This is a genomic window from Comamonas sp. MYb69 (genome assembly GCF_037479315.1).
Taxonomy (GTDB): domain Bacteria; phylum Pseudomonadota; class Gammaproteobacteria; order Burkholderiales; family Burkholderiaceae_C; genus Comamonas.
The window spans coordinates 116,994-135,352 of record NZ_JBBGZG010000010.1; the positions used below are offsets into that span (position 1 = coordinate 116,994).

At 64.4% G+C, this 18,359-nt stretch carries 17 protein-coding genes; 9 read left to right on the forward strand and 8 right to left on the reverse strand.

The window, feature by feature from the left end:
• The first annotated feature begins 350 nt into the window (after nucleotides 1-350).
• The 6 genes from WH303_RS15090 to WH303_RS15115 all read left to right on the forward strand — a co-directional run bounded on the left by WH303_RS15090 (nucleotide 351) and on the right by WH303_RS15115 (nucleotide 5,159).
• Entirely contained in the window at nucleotides 351-605 is a 255-nt protein-coding gene (locus WH303_RS15090) for a hypothetical protein (RefSeq protein ID WP_148293016.1), read from the forward strand.
• A 160-nt stretch (nucleotides 606-765) separates the two neighbouring features.
• On the forward strand, nucleotides 766-1,308 hold the full coding sequence (locus WH303_RS15095) for a Chromate resistance protein ChrB (RefSeq protein ID WP_339519486.1): 543 nt from the start codon (nucleotides 766-768) through the stop codon (nucleotides 1,306-1,308).
• Nucleotides 1,292-2,515, forward strand: coding sequence for an MFS transporter (locus WH303_RS15100; protein ID WP_339519487.1), 1,224 nt, complete (start codon nucleotides 1,292-1,294; stop codon nucleotides 2,513-2,515). Before WH303_RS15095 ends, WH303_RS15100 begins: the two co-directional genes overlap by 17 nt.
• 267 nt (nucleotides 2,516-2,782) lie before the next feature.
• Nucleotides 2,783-3,109, forward strand: a complete 327-nt coding sequence (locus WH303_RS15105; RefSeq protein ID WP_339519489.1) for a DUF3649 domain-containing protein — start codon at nucleotides 2,783-2,785, stop codon at nucleotides 3,107-3,109.
• Entirely contained in the window at nucleotides 3,106-4,830 is a 1,725-nt protein-coding gene (locus WH303_RS15110; protein ID WP_339519491.1) for a PepSY-associated TM helix domain-containing protein, read from the forward strand. Before WH303_RS15105 ends, WH303_RS15110 begins: the two co-directional genes overlap by 4 nt.
• Nucleotides 4,827-5,159, forward strand: coding sequence for a DUF3325 family protein (locus WH303_RS15115; RefSeq protein WP_339519493.1), 333 nt, complete (start codon nucleotides 4,827-4,829; stop codon nucleotides 5,157-5,159). The genes WH303_RS15110 and WH303_RS15115 overlap by 4 nt, the downstream gene beginning before the upstream one ends.
• A gap of 62 nt (nucleotides 5,160-5,221) precedes the next feature.
• Here the strand turns inward: WH303_RS15115 and WH303_RS15120 are convergent, their stop codons facing one another.
• The gene (locus WH303_RS15120; protein ID WP_339519495.1) at nucleotides 5,222-5,710 is read right to left on the reverse strand and encodes a hypothetical protein; all 489 of its coding nucleotides are present in this window, start codon (nucleotides 5,708-5,710) and stop codon (nucleotides 5,222-5,224) included.
• Between the two features lie 297 nt (nucleotides 5,711-6,007).
• Here WH303_RS15120 and WH303_RS15125 point away from each other — a divergent pair, with 297 nt between their 5' ends.
• Complete coding sequence (locus tag WH303_RS15125; RefSeq protein ID WP_339519497.1) at nucleotides 6,008-6,871, forward strand: transglutaminase-like domain-containing protein; 864 nt, start codon at nucleotides 6,008-6,010, stop codon at nucleotides 6,869-6,871.
• Nucleotides 6,872-7,226: 355 nt separating this feature from the next.
• Nucleotides 7,227-8,882, forward strand: coding sequence for a hypothetical protein (locus WH303_RS15130; RefSeq protein WP_339519498.1), 1,656 nt, complete (start codon nucleotides 7,227-7,229; stop codon nucleotides 8,880-8,882).
• A 912-nt stretch (nucleotides 8,883-9,794) separates the two neighbouring features.
• On the opposite strand, the gene WH303_RS15135 is transcribed toward WH303_RS15130, so the two are convergent.
• Nucleotides 9,795-10,802, reverse strand: coding sequence for a Bug family tripartite tricarboxylate transporter substrate binding protein (locus WH303_RS15135; protein ID WP_339519499.1), 1,008 nt, complete (start codon nucleotides 10,800-10,802; stop codon nucleotides 9,795-9,797).
• Between the two features lie 21 nt (nucleotides 10,803-10,823).
• The gene (locus WH303_RS15140) at nucleotides 10,824-12,005 is read right to left on the reverse strand and encodes a M20 aminoacylase family protein (protein ID WP_339519500.1); all 1,182 of its coding nucleotides are present in this window, start codon (nucleotides 12,003-12,005) and stop codon (nucleotides 10,824-10,826) included.
• Nucleotides 12,006-12,133: 128 nt separating this feature from the next.
• Here WH303_RS15140 and WH303_RS15145 point away from each other — a divergent pair, with 128 nt between their 5' ends.
• On the forward strand, nucleotides 12,134-13,042 hold the full coding sequence (locus WH303_RS15145; RefSeq protein WP_021025205.1) for a LysR family transcriptional regulator: 909 nt from the start codon (nucleotides 12,134-12,136) through the stop codon (nucleotides 13,040-13,042).
• A gap of 81 nt (nucleotides 13,043-13,123) precedes the next feature.
• On the opposite strand, the gene WH303_RS15150 is transcribed toward WH303_RS15145, so the two are convergent.
• From WH303_RS15150 to WH303_RS15170, 5 genes are all read right to left on the reverse strand, one after another.
• On the reverse strand, nucleotides 13,124-13,750 hold the full coding sequence (locus WH303_RS15150; protein ID WP_339519502.1) for a LysE family translocator: 627 nt from the start codon (nucleotides 13,748-13,750) through the stop codon (nucleotides 13,124-13,126).
• A 163-nt stretch (nucleotides 13,751-13,913) separates the two neighbouring features.
• Nucleotides 13,914-14,291 carry a nuclear transport factor 2 family protein gene (locus WH303_RS15155; RefSeq protein WP_339519504.1) on the reverse strand — a complete coding sequence of 126 codons (378 nt, stop codon included), beginning with the start codon at nucleotides 14,289-14,291 and terminating at the stop codon, nucleotides 13,914-13,916.
• 118 nt (nucleotides 14,292-14,409) lie between these two features.
• Complete coding sequence (locus WH303_RS15160) at nucleotides 14,410-16,164, reverse strand: cytochrome c biogenesis protein DipZ (protein ID WP_339519506.1); 1,755 nt, start codon at nucleotides 16,162-16,164, stop codon at nucleotides 14,410-14,412.
• A 33-nt stretch (nucleotides 16,165-16,197) separates the two neighbouring features.
• The gene (locus tag WH303_RS15165) at nucleotides 16,198-17,220 is read right to left on the reverse strand and encodes an alpha/beta fold hydrolase (protein WP_339519507.1); all 1,023 of its coding nucleotides are present in this window, start codon (nucleotides 17,218-17,220) and stop codon (nucleotides 16,198-16,200) included.
• A 385-nt stretch (nucleotides 17,221-17,605) separates the two neighbouring features.
• Nucleotides 17,606-18,355 (reverse strand): response regulator, encoded by a 750-nt coding sequence (locus WH303_RS15170; protein ID WP_339519509.1) that lies wholly within the window; start codon nucleotides 18,353-18,355, stop codon nucleotides 17,606-17,608.
• Nucleotides 18,356-18,359 lie beyond the last annotated feature (4 nt).

Genomic DNA, 18,359 nt, shown 5'->3' on the forward strand with positions numbered 1-18,359 from the left:
CCGACACCTGCCGAAAGCCTGGCCTGCATCGGGAGCGGGTGCCCGCCAATTGTGCTTGGGCCCGGCGCCGCCTTCTTGGGCAACAAGCGGGCCGGCATGGCCAGCGTCGCTGGGAGCAGAGGCTGGACATCGGGAAAGTCTCTATGGCAGGTGCTCCATGTTTGGCTGGGGAGGGCGGGTCTGTTGTCAGCCATTGCCGCAAGTGACTGTTCTTGGGTGCTGCATATGAAACAAGCCGGTACTCCTATGCTATGTTTGTGACAGCCGCAGGATGACAACACGCGACCGGTCGGAGGGTTGTGTGTTGCAGACCTGATTTTTCATTGCGATGCGCCCGAAGAGGAGGCCGTATGAGATCCCGTGCAAAGTCTTTGTCGGAATTGCAAATCACCGTCGTCACCCCCGACCAGATCAAGCTGTTCAAGATGGCTTATCTGGCAGGCATTACCGATGCGGCAGCCATTTTTGATGCCGACAGTGAACTGGTCGCCAGTGACGAGGTGGCCGAGCGTATTACGCAGGCCTTGGACGAGGCGGTAGCCTCTTTTGAAGACGATTGCCTCTCGGTGGGGCCCTGCCATCTGGCACCCGAATCCGATACCTAACGCCCCTTGCTGCGCCCAGCCAGCCCCGCCTGCGGGGCTTTTTTACGCCCGTAGCGAGGGAAGGTCTGGGTTCAGGGTCATAAAAAATTCATCTGATACAGCTGTTGAAAGTTGTTCGTTAACTTTAAAATGAAACGGTCGTCACAAAAACGGATGAGCAATGGATGCTGTTAAATGGTTGCTGCTGACCTATAAAGTCCCGGCCGAGCCCACGGCCAAACGCATGGCGCTGTGGCGGCGCCTCAAGGCTCTCGGGGCCATATACCTGCAAAACGGTGTGTGTTTGTTGCCCAAGACCGATGACCATGTGCGCCGGCTCAAGGTGCTGGAGAACGACATTGCCGCGATGGATGGGGACTGCGTGCTGCTGGAGACCATTGCGCTCGACCGGCTGCAGGAGGACAAGGTCATCACCCGCTTCAAGGCCGACCGCGACGACCAGTACCGCGAACTGCTGGGCCGCTGCCAGGATTTCGAGGCCGAGATCGCCAAGGAGATCGCGATCGAGAAGTTCACTTATGCCGAGCTGGATGAAGAAGAGACCGACCTGAAAAAACTGCAGGCCTGGTACGAGAAGATCCGCAAGCTGGACTTCTACGACGCGCCACTGGCAGTGACGGCGGCCGAGCGCCTGCAGCACTGCGAATCCTTGCTGGAGGCCTACGCCCAACGGGTGTACGACGCGCATGACGAAAACCGTTGAACCCCAACAACCCGCAGGCGACAGCGCGTTGCAGCGCGGCGCACGCGCAGTGCCGCGCAGCGTCTGGGCGCTGGGCTTTGTCTCGATGCTGATGGATATCTCGTCCGAGATGGTGCATGCGCTCTTGCCGATCTATATGGTGGCAGTACTGGGCACCTCGGTGCTGGCGGTGGGCCTGATCGAGGGCATTGCCGAGGCCACGGCCTCCATCGTCAAGGTGTTCTCCGGCGCGATCAGCGACCGTTTTGGCAAACGCAAGCTGCTGGCCGTGCTGGGCTATGGCCTGGGCGCGCTGACCAAGCCGGTGTTTCCGCTGGCGGGCGGCCTGGAATGGCTGGTGGGTGCGCGCTTTGTCGACCGGGTGGGCAAAGGCATTCGCGGCGCGCCCCGTGATGCGCTGGTGGCCGATGTGACCCCACCGCATTTGCGCGGCACCGCCTACGGCCTGCGCCAGACGCTGGACACCATCGGCGCCTTTACCGGCCCCTTGCTGGCCATCGGCCTGATGTGGTGGACGGCGGACAACTACCAGCTGGTGTTCTGGCTGGCGGTGCTGCCGGCATTTGCGGCGGTGGCGGTGCTGGTGTTTTTTGTGAAGGAGCCCGCAACACCCGTAGCGCAAAGGCCGCGCCAGCTGCCCTTGCGCAAGAGCGAACTGCAGCGTTTGCCCCGGGCTTACTGGATGGTCGTGGGCCTGGGCCTGGTGTTCACCTTGGCGCGGTTCAGCGAGGCGTTTTTGATTTTGCGCGCGCAGTCGGCCGGCCTGCCGCCCATGTGGGCGCCGGCAGTGCTGGTGGTCATGGGCCTGGCCTATGCGCTGTCGGCCTATCCGGCCGGGGTGCTGTCGGACCGCCGCCCCCGGCAGGATGTGCTGCTCGCCGGCCTGGGCTTGCTGGTGGCCGCCGATCTGGTGCTGGCCTTGGTACCCGGTGTGCTGGGCCTGGGGCTGGGGGTGGCGCTGTGGGGTCTGCACATGGGTTTTAGCCAGGGCCTGTTCAACGCGATGATTGCCGACAGCGCGCCGGCCGAGCTGCGTGGCACGGCGTTTGGCATTTTCCATTTGCTCACCGGTGTGGCCTTGCTGCTGGCCAGCGTGATTGCCGGGCTGCTCTGGGATGCCATTGGCTACCAGGGCACCTTTGTCTGCGGCGCGGGCTTTGCGCTGCTGGCGGCGCTGGGGCTGCTGCTGCAGCGCGGGCGGGTTTGAGCCGCCCGGCTGGCCCCGCGTTGATTTCAAACGGTCCTTCGGGGCCGTTTTTGACGGGGCCGTTTGCAGCGTAGGCATTGCGCTGGCTCCTCCATTGCAGCGCATGCACATGGCGCTGGGCCGCAGCTTTATCGGTGTTCAAATATTTATCAAGACTCATTCTCATTTAAAATACCGCGCGGCGCTGCCAGGCCTGCGGTATGACAGGCATGCTCTGGCGCCCCGGGCCATGCCGCAGTGGCGGGCCCCGTTCACAGGATGGTCAAGATGCAAACAGTCCCCAACCCCCCACCAGCAGCCAGCCTGCTGGGCTACCGCGCGCGCGTCGCGTCGCGGGCCATAGCCGCCATTGGCGGTGGCTATGCGCTGGCGGCGGCTTCTGCCGCAGCGGGGGCCGTGGGCTTTCAAGAGTTAGGCATGGCCCGGGTGGATGCAACGATGGCGGCCACGATGCTGGCCTTTGTGGTCTACGCGATCGCGGCGATGTGGGCCTTTGGCTGCGCAACGGCACTGCGCGCCTGGCTGGGCATTGCGCTGCCGGCGGGGGCCCTGGCGCTGATCGCCTGGGTGCTGGCTCCGGGAGCTGCGGCATGAGGGTCGATGGCAAACCCGAGGGTCTGCGCCAGTCGATGGCCTGGCTGCATACCTGGAGCGGGCTGCTGCTGGGCTGGCTGCTGTATGCGGTGTTCTTTACCGGCACCTTGAGCTTTTTCCGCAGCGAGATCACCGACTGGATGCGGCCCGAACTTCACCAGTCGGTACCCGATGCGGGCACCGCCCAGCGCGGGCTGGATGCCATGCAGGCCATTGCGCCCAAGGCCAGCACCTGGACCTTGTCTCTGCCCAATGAGCGCCAGACGGCCATCGAGGCCTCCTGGCGCGAGCCCGGTGCTGCGGCTGGCCGGGCTGGGACCCAGCGCACGACCCTGGATGCCGGCACCGGCGAGCAGCTGCAGCCGCGCGAGACGCGGGGCGGCAGCTTCTTGTACCGTTTCCATTTCGAGCTCTATGCGATGCCGCGCATCTGGGGCCGCTGGATTGTGGGCTTTGCGACGATGCTGATGCTGGTGGCGATCATCAGCGGCGTCATCACGCACAAGAAGATCTTCAGTGACTTCTTCACCTTCCGCCCGCGCAAGGGCCAGCGTTCCTGGCTCGATGCGCACAATGCAACGGCCGTGCTGGCGCTGCCTTTTCACCTGGTGATCACCTTCAGCGGCCTGGTGCTGCTGATGAACATGCTGATGCCCTGGGGCGTACAGACCGCCTACAGCGGCGACAGCAATGCCTATTTCTCCGAGCTACGGGGCAACCGCCAGGCGCAGCCCGGCGCAGCCAATGGCAACAACGGTATTGGCCCGCGAGAAGGTGGCCGCGCCAGCCGCGAGGCCAGTGCCGATGCCAACACGCCCGTCGCGATGGCACCTGTGGGCCCGATGGTGGAGGCGGCCTTGCAGCAGTGGCCGGCGCATGGCGTGGGCAGCATCACCGTCAACGCACCGGGCACCGCCCGCGCGACTGTGGAACTGCGCGAGGGTGGGGGCTCCAGCCTGGTCAACCGGGGTGCGGCATCGAGCTTGCTGTTTGACGGCGTGAGTGGCGAGCCGCGCCAGGCGCCCGAGGCCGCAGCCATCTCCTGGCCACGTGCGACCAGCAATGTGGTATCGAGCCTGCACCTGGGCCGCTTTGCCGAGCCGCTGGTGCGCTGGCTGCTGTTCTTGAGTGGCGTCGTCGGCACCACCATGGCGGCGACCGGCATGGTGCTCTGGGTCGTCAAGCGCCTGCCCGAGCGGCGCAAGCTCGGCCGCACGCCCCATGGCCACCGCCTGGTGGAAGTGCTCAATGTGGGCGCGATCGCTGGCCTGTCGGTCGCCACGGCCTCGTTCTTCTGGTTCAACCGCTTGTTGCCTGCCGATCTGGTTGGCCGCAGCGATTGGGAGATTCGCGGCTTCTTTACGGTGTGGGCGCTGTGCCTGCTGCACCCCATGCTGCGCCCGCACCGCCAGGCCTGGCGCGAGCAGATGCTGCTGGCCACCGTGCTGCTGGCCTTGTTGCCGCTGCTCAATGGCCTGAGCGGCGGTGCATGGCTGCCCCAAAGCATCGCTGATGCGCAGTGGAGCATTGCCGGTTTTGATTTGATGATGCTGGCGTTGGCGGCCTTGCATGGCTGGGTCGTGTGGTGGCTGGCACGCAGCAGGCAAACTGCGACGCCCGCTGCGCGCAAACCCGCAGCCGCTGCCAAGCCTGCAGCCGCTGATGCCGGTTTGCTGGCGCCGCATGCAGCTGTAGCCAGCGCGATGGAGCAGCAACGATGATCGCTATCGCAAGTCTGCTGTGGGCCTTTGCCGGTTTTGCGGCGCTGGCGGCCGCCATGGACCGCCATGAGGAACAACTGGCTACCGCCGCGCTCGCCACCACAAAGCGCCATGGCTGGCAAGCGGGCGGCAGCGCCTTGCTTTTGCTATCGCTGCTGGCCTGCTTGCAGCGCTGGAACGCCTCGGTCGGCATCGCTGCTTGGCTGGGTCTGCTGACCTTGGCGGCGATGGCCTGGGGCCTGGTGCTGACCTATGCGCCCGAGCGCGCGCGTCGCTTGGCCCTGGCTGCCGCAGCCTCGGGACTGCTGGCAGCGGCCGTCGCCTACTGAACGCAGAACGCCGCGCCAGGCAATGACCTGACGCGGCGTTATTGTCTCAAAGGCAGTCTGTTTTAGCCCTGGTTGGTCTGCTTGTAAGCGCGGTTGGCGCGTTCCCAAGCGGCCTTCACAGCAGGCTCAGCCTCTGGCCAGCCCAGGCGGCTTTGCGCACGCTCTGCCTGCCAGCGGCGTTCCCAGTCGCTGCGCGCATCGTCCCAATCGACCAGGCCATCGCGCACCGATTGGTAACCGGCGCGGTAGGCGGGCGCGTAGTCGTCATAGGTATAGCCGTCGGCAAAGTAGGGCTCGCGCTGGTAAGCGTCGGCCCAGTAGGCATCTTCGGCGGTGGGGTTGACGGCCTCGGCAGCGCCCTTGCCGGCCAGGCCGCCAATCACGGCACCAACGACACCGCCCACAGCGGTGCCGACGGGCCCTGCGACTGAGCCTGCGGCCGCGCCGGTCAGTGCGCCACCAGCGGCGCCAATGCCCGTGCCAATGGGGTGGGCGCCGGGCTCATCGGTGATCGGATCGGGGTTGAGTTTGGGGTCATGGGGATGGGTCATGCTGTGCTCCTGGGTTCGGTGGAGGACTTGGGTCCTGGTGCCTCCATGGTGCGGCGCTGACCGCGCCCGGGCCGTAGGACAAGCGCAGCAGCGCTGGTACGACGGGCCTGCGCAGGGCTGTCACCCCCGCCTTGCAGCCAGGTAGTGGGGGACCACAAGGGAGCAGGGCGTTTGCCTGACAGACGGCGTCTGCATCTGGCCGCACACTGGTTGCAGCGCAGCCGTTTGCCAATGGATGCGGGCTGGGTCTGCCACCAGCCAGGAATCTTCCTCAACGATGGCCCAGAAGCCCACGCCATGATTCGACTGCAGTTCTCTTTGGAGCTTGCCTATACGGTGCTGACCCCCAGCGCCGACTTTTTCTTCAACTTCCACCCCGCCTTCACCCCGCAGCAGTCGGTGGTGCAGGAGCACCTGAGCGTCAACCAGGCCGGTGCCACCTGGCAGTTGCAGCAAGATGCCGATGGCCAGCGCAGCCTGCGGCTGCAAGCGCAAACCGGCCCGCTCCAGCTCAACTACCAGGCCACCGTCGAGATGCGCCACTACTGCGACGACCCCGAGAGCATTGCCGAGGTGCCGCTCTACCAGTTGCCGCTGGAAGCGCTGCGCTATATCTACCCCAGCCGCTACTGCCAGTCCGACCGGCTTGCCGCCTATGCCTACGATTTGTTTGGGCAACAGGCCCCCGGTTATGCGCGTGCCCAGGCCGTGTGCGACTGGGTGCAGCAGCATGTGAAGTTCCGCTCCAACAGCAGCAGCGGCACCACCTCGGCTGTCGATACCTTGGTCGAGTGCGTCGGCGTTTGCCGCGATTTTGCGCACCTGATGATCGCCATGTGCCGCGCCATCAACCTGCCGACCCGCTTTGTGACAGGCACTGACTATGGCGCCGACCCCGCCCTGGGACCACCGGATTTCCATGCCTATGTGGAGGTTTACCTGGGCGGGCGCTGGTACCTGTTTGACCCTTCGGGCACCGCCATTCCCATGGGCATGATGCGGCTCGCGACCGGCCGGGATGCCGCCGATGCAGCATTTGCGACCATCTTTGGTGGCGTGACCAGCGAGGCGCCGCGCATCGAGGTGGTGGCTGAGCACGATGGCGGGCAGTGGCAGCTGCCAGTGCACACCCGGCAGGGGCTGTCGACGGCGCTGGTCTGAGCTGTTGTCCATGCATGGAGGTAACGGCTAGCTCATTTGGCAAATGAAAGGAGCCATTGAATCTGGCTCGCTACCAAAGCGGGTTGTCAATGTAAGTGAGTGCCAATTGACATTTTTATTTCTTTGTAGAGGAGAAACAGAAAATTCGTACTGAATTTTGCGTGTTTTTTTGCTAGGCACGCCTAATTTTCTGCTTCTACTCCCTAAAGGGCAGCGGTTGTTTGAAATGCATGCGTTGATTTGTATAAATTTAGCAACATTTCGGCGCTGAAAAGTCTGATTTTAGGTTTCCAAGGGTAAGTGAATTGTTATTGCTGTGACAATTCTTGCGCGAATCGTACCCATTGGAAAATGTATGCATCTATTTGAAGAGTTGTTTAAGCGATGTGGTGCGGCGAGGCGCGCTATTGCCGCTGCCATGCTGGCGTTTGTTGCTGTGCTGCCAGGCACCGTTCTGGCGCAGGATGTGCTCTACCTCACACCTGATAACGCCACTCCCGATAACTACGGCATTTTGACGTTCACCGCCGGTGGATTGACCAACCGCTTTGGCCCGGCTGGCACTGGCTGGGTAGATGGCCGTGGTTGGCTATCCAGGGCTACCCCGCTGGATCCGGCGATATTTGACGGCAAGAAACTGGTTGTGGTGACGACGGTATTTGAGCCGCTGAATCTCAACCAGATCGATGTGCTCAAGACCGCAATCACCACCCGTCCAGACACGGCTTTTGTGATATTTGCGGATGGCTGTTGCCAAGCGGATCGCAATCTTGCCCCGATTGCGTCCATTCTGAATGACGCGACTAACTGGGGTATCAGCATTGCTTCTACGCAGACTGGCGGCGCCATTGCCTCGCCGCTCAACACAGCGTCGCCCTACCAGGCAAGCTTTAACGGCTTGAACCCGCTCCAGGGCTCCGCCTATCGCACGATTCAGAACGTTCCAACAGCCAATGCGCTGTATCTACCTCAGGGGGCCAGCATTCCGGTGGCCGCTGCACGTACCTCGGCTTACGGCTTTTTCGCGCCGAAGACCGCGATGAACGGTGGCAGCTGCACTTTCCTCACGGCTGATGCATCACCATTTGGTACAGACAGCGGTGCTAACCAGGCACGCGCAAATCGGATCATTGATGCGTTTGCGAAGGCGGCGTTGGATGAGGATGGTGCTTGCAAGCAGGCGGTGCCGGATGTCGATTTGGCCGTCAGCTTTGACGGCCCAGCGGCGCTGGGCGCTGTGCCGCAAGCCTATACCCTGGACGTGAAGAACCTGGGTGCGACGGCCAGCACCGCGAATACGACAGTGACGGTGACACTACCTTCGGGCTATTCGGCCCAGCAGTTGCCAAGCGCTTGCGCAGCACTGGCTGCACCGCAAAATGGCTTTGCGTGTACCGTAGGCCCATTGGCTGCGCTAAATGGCCAGGCACGCTATAGCGTAGCATTGCAGCGCGCCGTTGGCGCTGCACCGGCTTCGAGCTCGGCCGTGGTTGACGCCGCTCCCAATGGCGAGACGGTCACCGCCAACAACACTGCGACTTTGTTGTTCACCACCGCTCCGGATGTGGCGATCGACTTGGGTGGGCTGCCCCTGTCGGGCACGGTAGGCAGCGCCTATAGCGGTAGCTTCCAATGCACGAACAGCGGCACGGCGGACATGGCCGATGCTGCCTGCACCGTGACCGGTTTGCCCGAAGGCGTGCAGGTCGGCGCCTGCACCCTCCATGGTGCTGCCTGGTCCTCTCCCGGTGTGATTCCTGAGGGGCAGTCTGTGGTCTGCCAAGTCAGCGGCACTGCTAGCCAGGACAGCGTATTTGCAGTGCAAGGCACAGGCGGCTCCAGCACGGCAAATGCCAGCGTGACCATTGGTGTGCCAGCGCCCGATCCAGATCCAGTTCCTGTTGCAGCAACCCCGGTGCCAACGCTTTCACTGTGGAGCCAATCACTGATCAGCGGTCTGTTGGTGGCTCTGGGCTTGGTGGCGGTGCACCGTAGGCGCAGCCAGCGCTGATCTGCACGGGCCGCTGTGGGTGCGAGCCTGCACTGCAAGTGCAAGCTTGCGCAAGCCCAGCCAAACCGCATGGCTTCCCCGCGGCCCGCTTGCGGCAGGTGCAAGCACCTGTTGGTGGCGAGATTGCGCGATGCTGCTTTGTTGATGCAGCACAAAGACTCGCCATTGCGCTTGGCAACTGCGTAGCCCAAAAAAATGCCGCCCCAGTGGGGCGGCAGTGCATTCAAGAAGAAAGCCGATCCTGAAAAACAGGGTGTCCATGCAAATCAAGAGAGGGAGGGAGGGTACGCATGAACTCGGCGAAAGCGATGGTCAAATTCTAGGACGGCTATCGCGGCTCAATGGGCTAACGCATGGCGCAATCGTCAGCAATTGACAAAAAAAAGAGCCCGCATGACTGCGGGCTCCAAGGTCGTTTTCCTTTTCTTCTACTTCTACCTCCCTCCAGAGGAATCGAGATCATATGTCAAAACTATGACTAGCTGATAATCATAAATTCAACAAATGTCAGCTTCTTGAAAGCTAGAGAATTTCAAGCAGAAATTCACTAATCTAATGCTAAATACTATCAACCTGTCAAATTGATAAATACTGCAGTGATTGTCTGTACAGCAGCCCGATTTTCTACAAACGGCGGCGTCGAATCAGCAGGTTGCACGCGCCGCTAGTTGGTGTCAATCGTTACCGGATGCATTGCTGTTTAGCATGCACCAGGCGCAACTGATTGTTGACCGTGCAATATTATGTACTAATTTTGATAGCGAAAAGCCGCAGCTTGCCGAGCGCGTGACAGCATGAAGAAGCGCTTTGGTGCGGCGGGGCGGGCTTAACGGCGATTTGGAGGGCCGGCGAAGCAGGCCAGCCCTACCAGAGGGCTGGCGTCAAAGACAGATTACGTCTTAGAACAGACTTTTAGGCCACCGGCTTGCGGCCTACCGTGCGGATCAGCTCACCCACGCGCAGCAGGTATTGGTCAAAGGCCTGGTTGGCAGCAGCCTGGCTGCCGGTGGGCTGGGCAACGGTGCGGCCTTCGGCCTCCAGGCGGGCACGGATCTCGGGGTTTTGCAGCGCCGCGCCAATGGCATTGCGCAACAGGCTGACCCGCTCGGCCGGGCAGCCTTGCTTGACAAAGTAGCCGCCGCTGATGGTGTAGGCAAAGTCAGGCAACTGCTGGCTTTGGCTGATCAGCGGGATATGGGCCAGGGGGGTGGGCAGTTCCTTGGAGAAGCTGGTGACCACCTTGAGCCGGCCCTGGGCCTGCATCGCATCAAAGCTGGTCTGGTAGGGCAGGATCGCCAGGTCCACCTCGCCACCGGCCACACCCTGCAGCGCGGGTGCACCGCCCTTGTAGGGCACATGCAGCAAGGGCGCGCCCACACGCGTTGCCAAGGCCTCGCCCATCAGGTGGTAGATGGAATCAATGCCCACGGTGGCGTAGGTGAGCGGCTTGGCGCTGCTTTGCTTGGCCAGCGCAATCACCTTGTCCAGGGAGTCGGCCTGCAGGCCATTGCGGGCCAGCAGCACGATATGCGCTTCGCTGATCGGCGCGACCAGGCTGAAATCCTTGGGTGCGTAGCGGGCCGAGGGGTTGAGCATGGGCGCCAGAAACACCTCGTTGATCGAGCCATGGAAGAACGTATAGGCATCGGCCTGCGCGCTCAGGACCTTGTTGGCGCCAATGAGGCCGGTGCCGCCGCCGTAGTTCTCCACCACAACTTGCTGCTTGAGCGTCTTGCCAATCGATTCGCCAAAGATGCGGGCGGCGGTATCGCTGGCGCCGCCTGCCGGGTAGGGCACCACCAGCGACAAGGGCTTGCTGGGGTAGCCATCGGCGGCCCAGGCCGGTTGTGTGGCCAGCCACGGGGCGCCTGCCAGCAGGCTGGCGTATTGAAGGAACTGGCGGCGATGGGTTGCGGTCATGGTGCTCTCGCTAGGTGGGGGTTATTGCAGATAGCTGTGTGCCAGGCTGGCCCAGAAGGCCGCGCCGATGGGCAGGGTCTTGTCATTGAAGTCATACAGCGGGTTGTGCACCATGCAGCCGCCGTCCTGCCCCAGGCCATTGCCCAGCCGCACATAGGCGCCGGGGCGGTGCTCCAGCATGTAGGCAAAGTCCTCGCTGCCCATGACCGGGCCGCGCGTGACCACGTTGTCGGCGCCCAGCAGCCGCGCGGCCACCTCGCGGGCGCGCTCGGTTTGCGCGGCATGGTTGACCAGCACCGGGTATTTGCGCTCGTACAGCAGATCGGCCTGCAGCTGGTAGCTCTGCGCCTGGGCGCTGACAAAGTCGCGCAGCCGGGTTTCGATCTGGTTGCGCACCTCGGGGTTGAGCGCGCGGATGCCGATCTTGATCGTCGCGCTCTCGGGCACGATGTTGTAGGTGGCGCCCGCCTGGATCGAGCCCACGGTGATGACGGCCGATTTGAGGGCATCGACCTCGCGGCTGACCAGCGACTGCAGGCCCAGCACGATGCTGGCAGCCGCCTGCATCACATCGATGCCATGGTGGGGCATGGCGCCGTGCGCCGAGCGCCCAGTCAGGGTGACGGTGGCGCGGTCAAACGAGGCCATCGCCGGCCCGGTGATCATGCCGATCTGGCCCACCGGCAGGCCTGGCGTGTTGTGCAGCGCATAGATTTCATCGCAGGGGAACTGCTCGAACAGGCCGTCATCGACCATGCGCAAGGCGCCGCCTTCGTTCTCTTCGGCCGGCTGAAAAATCAGGTTCAAGGTGCCGCTGTAGTCCACCGATTCGGCCAGGTAGCGCGCTGCGCACAGCAAGATGGCCGTGTGGCCATCGTGGCCGCAGGCATGCATCTTGCCGCTCAGGGTGCTGGCGTAGGGCAGGCCGGTTTTCTCCTGGATCGGCAGCGCATCCATGTCGGCACGAATGCCGATGCTGCGGCTGCCCTGGCCTTTTTTGAGGCGGCCCACCACGCCGGTGCTGCCCAGGCCCCGGTGTACTTCATAGCCCCAGGCCTGCAGGCGCTCGGCCACCAGGTCACTGGTGCGCAGCTCTTCAAACGCCAGCTCGGGGAAAGCATGGATCTGGTGGCGGATGCCGACAAACTCAGGCGCAAGGGCCTGTACGGCAGATAGCAAGGAGGGTTGGATAGGTGCGTTCATGGTGGGGCCGTCACAAAAAAGTCAAACCATTATCGAAACTGCCATCCGTCGCGTCCATGACAACGCCGGCAATCAAACGTTGCAAGAATCGCAACAATGGGCGGAGGCAAGCGATGTTGAACCTGGGGATGGACGATGTGCTGGACCGCAAGCGGGCGCTGTGCCTGCTGCAGATCATGGAAACCGGCTCGGTGCGCGGCGCCGCTGAGGTGCTGGCGGTCGACCCGTCGATGGTCAGCCGCACGGTCGCCCGGCTGGAGCAGGACACCGGCCTGGTGCTGCTGGAGCGGCGCGGCCGGGGCGTGGTGGTGACTGATGCCGGGCGCATGCTGGCGCTGTTTGCCCGCCGCCAGCAGGACCTGCACGACACCTTTGTCGCCGAGGTCAACAGCCTCAAGAACGCCCAATCCGGCCATCTGGACCTGGTGCTGGGCGAGGGTACGCTGGATATGGTGATGGCGCCGGTGCTGCAGCCATTTATCAAAGCCCATGGCGATGTGCGCTACCACATCAAGGTGGCGGGCACCGAAGAGGCCGTGCAGTGCATTCTGGAGGACCGTGCGCATATCGGCATCGTGTTCCAGCCGCCAGCCGATGCGCGCCTGCGCTCCCACCATGCGCGGCTGGCCCCCGTGCGGGTGCATGTACGCAAGGGCCATCCGCTGGCCAGCCACCAGGGCCCGCTGAGCCTGGCCGATCTGGCGCCTTACCCGGGCGCGGCGCTGGAGGAATCCTTTGGCGTGCGCAAGCACATCCAGGCCGCCGAGCTGGAGGAGAACATCCGCCTGCAGCCGATGCTGACCACCAACTCCTTCAAGGTGCTCTGGGATTTTGCGGTGATGGGCCTGGGCTACATCATGACGCCGCGCTCCATTCCGCTCCAAGGCGTGGCGCTCGATACCTTGGTGTCGCTGCCACTGGCCAGCCCGGTGCTCAACCACAGCCAGCTGCATGTGGTCACCCGCAGCGGCCGGCCGCTGTCGCCGGTGGCGTCGCAATTGCTGCGCCATATGCTGGCGGCGTTTTCTGCGGCTTGATGTGGCGCCGCAACGGGACGGGCGGTGCAACGGGGCAGCGCAAGAGGGCGGCCTACCGGCCGCAAGCCCCGGCTCTGAGCCTTAGCCTGGCCGCCGTGCCAAGAGCGCCCAGACCCCGGCGGCCGACAGCAGGCCACCCCCTGCCATGTTGAACCAGCGCAGCGACCTGGGTGAGGACAGCAGCTTTCTGGCAGACGATGCAAAGGCGGCATAGAGCGTGGCGTTGAGGGTGGCCATCACGACAAAGGTCAGGGCCAGAATCCAGAGCTGGCGCGCAAGCGGTGCCTCGGCGCTGATGAACTGCGGCAAAAAAGCCACGAAGAACACAATGCCCTTGGGGTTGAGTGCCGTGACCAGGTAGGTATTGGCAAACAGCTTCCAGCGCGAGACCGGAGCGGCCGTGGGCACCAAGGCAGACGCAGAGACGCCAGCGCGCAAGAGCTTGATGCCCAGGTAGAGCAGGTAGAGCCCGCCTGCCCATTTGACGACGGTGAACCACCAGGCCGACGCCGCCAAGAGCGCCCCCAGCCCCAGCAGCGACACCACCAGCGCCGTCGAATCGCCCAGCGCCACTGCTGCGACAAGCGGCACATTGGCGCGGCGCCCCTGGGCCATCGAATAGCTGATGACCGTGAGAATCGTGGGTCCCGGAATGATGAGCAGCACGGCAGATGCTGCGACAAAGGCAAACCACAGTTCGATCGGCATGGAGGCTCCTGGTGGCGGCGGGGCAAAGCGGGATGGGGCGGGAGTCACGCGCCGGGTCGAAGCGATGATGCTGGTTAGCGGGCCCTGGCGCTGTGCCATGGTACGGCGAATTGCCCCCGTGCGCTGTCTGTCGTGCGTCCCTGCCTGCGCAACCAGCCATCCACTACCAAATATCTTGGGCTGGTGTGCCCTGGTGGTAGCGCAGCTGCCAATGGCCATCTGTCAGCAACCAGATCGACGAGCGCAGCGTGTGCTTGCTGCGCAGGCCCTGCGCATCGCGCTGCGCGCTGCGGTAGGTGAGCAGCGCCACGCCGGGTGCCAGCTCGGTAGCCGCATAGCCGTCTGCCACGATCTCGGCGGCGTCCAATTCATTGCGCAGCGCCTCCAGTACCCGCTCTCGGGTATAGCGCTGGCCGGAGCGGCCTGTCTCTTCAAAGGCCGGGTGCAGCAGCTGCGACACGCGTTCGGGCTGGTGGCGGATCTCCGGGCGGTGGAGCAGTGCCTCCTGTTGTGAAAGCTGCTGTGTCAGGGTGGGGTCCATGCGCGCGTGCCTGTAGGTGTTGTTGGTGCTGGTTGCCCGCGAGGGGCAACAGGCATCCTAGCAGGCGCGCCATGCCAACCCACCAGCACCAGCAGGAGCACTGGCACGAGGGCCAGCACTAGCCAAACGTAAACGCATAGCCCTGCGCACCCGCATCCAGAAACTCGATCTCCACCGTACGCTCCTTCACCGGGCCCTGCTGGCGCACCAGCTGGTAGAGCCGTGTGGCATCGACCTGGCCGTAGCCCTGGGCATCGACATCGCTGCCGTGGTGGATGCCTGGGGGCTGGCCGTCGATGCTGAGGCGAAAGCGCAGCGGGCCGGCACCGGCAGCGCCCAGCACCAGGTTGGCATCGCGGGCCTCAAAGCGCAGCGCCAGGCGGCCGCCGGCGCTATTGGCTTGTACCCACTCGGGCTTCAAGGTCCAGTTGCCCTGCAAGGTCCAGGTGTTGAGGCGCAGCGACGCGGGCTGGTAGTCCGCTGCCTTGTCGGGGGCGGGGCGGCCTGCCAGGCGCAGGCTGGCGCCTTTGTCATAGCCCAGGTAGAGCTCCGGGCTGCGCAGGCTGGCGGTGTCGGCGGCCATGCCCAGGCCCTGGGTGTCAGGGACCGTGTTTGCGTTAGGCGCAGGTGCCGTTGCCGCCGATGGCGCCTGGGCTTCGCGCAGCAGCTCGTTGAGCGCACGCTCGGTGGCCGCATAGCCGCCTTCGCCAAACTGGTGGTGGCGCACCCGCCCTTGGGCATCCACCAGGTAGAGGGCCGGCCAGTACTGGTTGTTAAAGGCGCGCCAGATGCGAAACCCGTTGTCCTGCACGACGGGGTAGCTGATCTTGAGCTGCTGCAAGGCCTTCTCGACATTGCGGCGGTCCTTCTCGAACGCGAACTCGGGCGCATGCACCCCCACCACGACCAGGCCGCTATCGGCATACTTTTGCGCCCAGGCTTTGACATACGGCAGCGTGCGCAGGCAGTTGACGCAGGAGTAGGTCCAGAAATTGACCAGCACCACCTTGCCGCGCAGCGCGGGGATGGACTGCGGCTCGGCATTCAGCCATTGCGTGCCGCCGTCCAGGCTGGGGCGGGTCGATTCCACCGGCAGCGGGCTGGTGTAAGGGGCGCCTGGGTTATTGCCTGCCAACTCGGCCGCTTGGGCCGAAGGCATGGCCGCTTGCAGCAGGCTGCTTTCCAGCCCATTGCTGCCCAAACCGGCCCATCCACCCGATTGGGCGAGCAGGCGGCTGTCCAGCCCGGTGGCAACGGCCAGCACGGCGGCCAGCATCGCTGCGCCTGCTGCGCGCCTGCCGCGCTCGCCCGGCAGCCAATGGGCCCGCAGGCGAGCGAGAGTGCCGGCGCTGATGCGCAGGGCGGCCCACAGAGCCAGGCTGGCACCGGCCGCATAGCTCAGCAGTAGCAGGCTGGTGGCGGTGCCCGGCCCCGCCAGTGCGGCACCGGACAGCAGCAGGCCCAGCACCGGGCCGGCGCAGGGCGACCAGATCAGACCCGTGGCCACGCCCAGCAGTGCGGAATGCAGCCAGCGGCGCTGGATCTGTTGGGCAGCCAGCTTTTCTCCGATCTGCACCAGCGGCCGGCTCCACCAGGCGGCCAGGCCGGGGAACAGCAGGGAGGCGGCAAAAACGCCCAGCGCCAGCAGCGCCAGGCCCCGGCCAAATTGGCTCAGCTGCACCGCCCAGGCGCCGGCTGCGGCGGCCAGCGATGCAGCGGCGGCGAAGGCCAGCGCCATACCGATCAGCAGCGGCAGGCTGCCGTGGCGGCTGGGCTGGCCCTGGCGTGCAAAGACAAAGGGCAGAACGGGCAGGATGCAGGGGCTCAGCACGCTGAGCACCCCGGCAGCAAAGGCAGCAAGGTACAAGGCCATGGCAGCTCCTTTTGTGGCTAGTTAAGGACGGGCTTACAAGCGGGTGACGTCGATGACGGCCTGGGCAAAGGCGGCGGGCGCCTCTTGGGGCAGGTTGTGGCCAATGCCGCCGTCCAGGTTGCGGTGCTGGTAGGGGCCGCTGAACTTGGCGGCATAGGCAGCAGGCGCGGGGTGTGGCGCGCCGTTGGCATCGCCCTCCATCGTGATGCTGGGCACGGCGATGCGCGGCGCGCTGGCCAGCCGGGCCTCCAGCGCATCAAAACGCGATTCGCCCGGTGCCAGTGCAATGCGCCAGCGGTAGTTGTGCACCACGATGGCGACATGGTCGGGGTTGTCAAAGGCCTGGGCGCTGCGTTGGTAGGTGGCATCGTCAAACTGCCATTGGGGCGAGGCCTGCTGCCAGATAAAGCGGTTGAAGGCAGCAGGGTTGGCGGCATAGCCGTCGCGGCCCCGGTCGGTGGCGAGGTAAGACTGGTACCACCAGGCGTATTCGGCAGCGGGCGCCTGGGGCTTGGCATTGGCCTGGGGGTTACCGATCAGGTAGCCGCTCACCGACACCAGGCCGCTCACCCGCTCGGGCCAGATCGCCGCCATGATGCAGGCGGTGCGCGCGCCCCAGTCAAAGGCGCCCAGCACGGCTTGGCGCACGCCCAGCGCATCCATCAGCGCAATGATGTCCTGCGCAACTGCGCCTTGCTGGCCATTGCGTGCGGTGCTGGCCGACAGAAAACGCGTGCCGCCGTAGCCGCGCAAGTAGGGCACGATGACGCGGTAGCCCGCTGCCGCCAGGCGCGGCGCCACATCGGCAAAGGCATGGATGTCATAAGGCCAGCCGTGCAGCAGGATGGCGACGGGGCCGTTGGCGGGGCCCGCTTCGGCGTATTCCACGCGCAGGTCGCCGGCATCGATCTGCTTGAGCGGGCCAAAGCTGGTGGCGCCTGCCGGGCTGGCGGCGCGCGCGCTGCTGGCCAGCAAGCTGCCCATGGGCGCCAGGGCCAGGCCCAGGGCGGCATTGCCCAAGAAGCTGCGGCGGGAGGAGGTGGTGATCGGGTTCATGGAGGGCCTTTGCTTGGTGAAGGTGGTCGGGGTGCTCGGTGCCGAAACTTGTTTGTCTTGGCTGTTGGCTAGTAGACCGCCGCCATGTATGTGGCATGTGTCATGCGTGCCCCCAAATGCATGGCCGTGTAGCACGCGGCGCGGGCAGATACACAGCTATACAAAGCCGTGATTGCCGACCCCGGAAACGCCACCGCCACCTGAAAGGTGGCGGTGTTAGGCGATGGGGGTGGTGGGTGGTGCTTGGAGGTCTTAAGCGCGGGGCCCACGCTTGCGTAGCGGCGTACTGCTGCTGGCCAAGGGGCAGGGCCGGCCTGCGGGCGAGGCAATCTCAGCAGCCGCACAGCCCAGCAAGAACATGCAGGCATACAGCCATTTGCGAACCTTAAACATCCTGGGCCTCCACCTGAGCGGCAAACACATAGCCCTCGCTGCGGACGGTCTTGATATAGCGCGGCTCGCGGGCATCGTCGTTCAGGCATTTGCGCAGGCGGCTGATCATCAGGTCGATGGAGCGCTCAAACAGCTCGGCCTCGCGCCCCTGCGTGATGGACAGGATCTGGTCGCGGCTGAGCACCTTTTGCGGATGGTCCACCAGCACACGCAGCAGCCGGTATTCGGCGCCGCTGAGCGACACCATCACGCCTTCCTGGTCCAGCAGCACGCGCTCGGCGGTATCGAGCCGCCAGTCGCCAAAGGCCAGAAAGCGCGCCTCTTCGCTGCTGCGCATATTGGGCGGCAGCATGCGGGTGCGCCGCAGTACCGATTTGATGCGCGCGAGCAACTCCCGCGCGGCAAAGGGCTTGGGCATATAGTCATCGGCGCCCATCTCCAGGCCCAGCACGCGGTCTGTCTCATCGCCGCGTGCCGTCAGCATGATGATCGGCGTGGTCTTGAACTTGCCGGCACGCAGGTCGCGGCACAGGGTGAGCCCGTCTTCGCCGGGCAGCATCAGATCCAGGATGATGAGGTCAAACGGCCCTGCCGTCTCCAGCAGCTGCCGCATATGCCGGCCTGTGGGTGCGGTGGTCACGCGCAGGCCATTTTTTTGCAGGTAGGCGCTGACCAGGTCGCGGATATCCCGGTCGTCATCCACCAAGAGAATGTGGTCGCTGGCAGGGGAGGTGCTTGTCATGGCA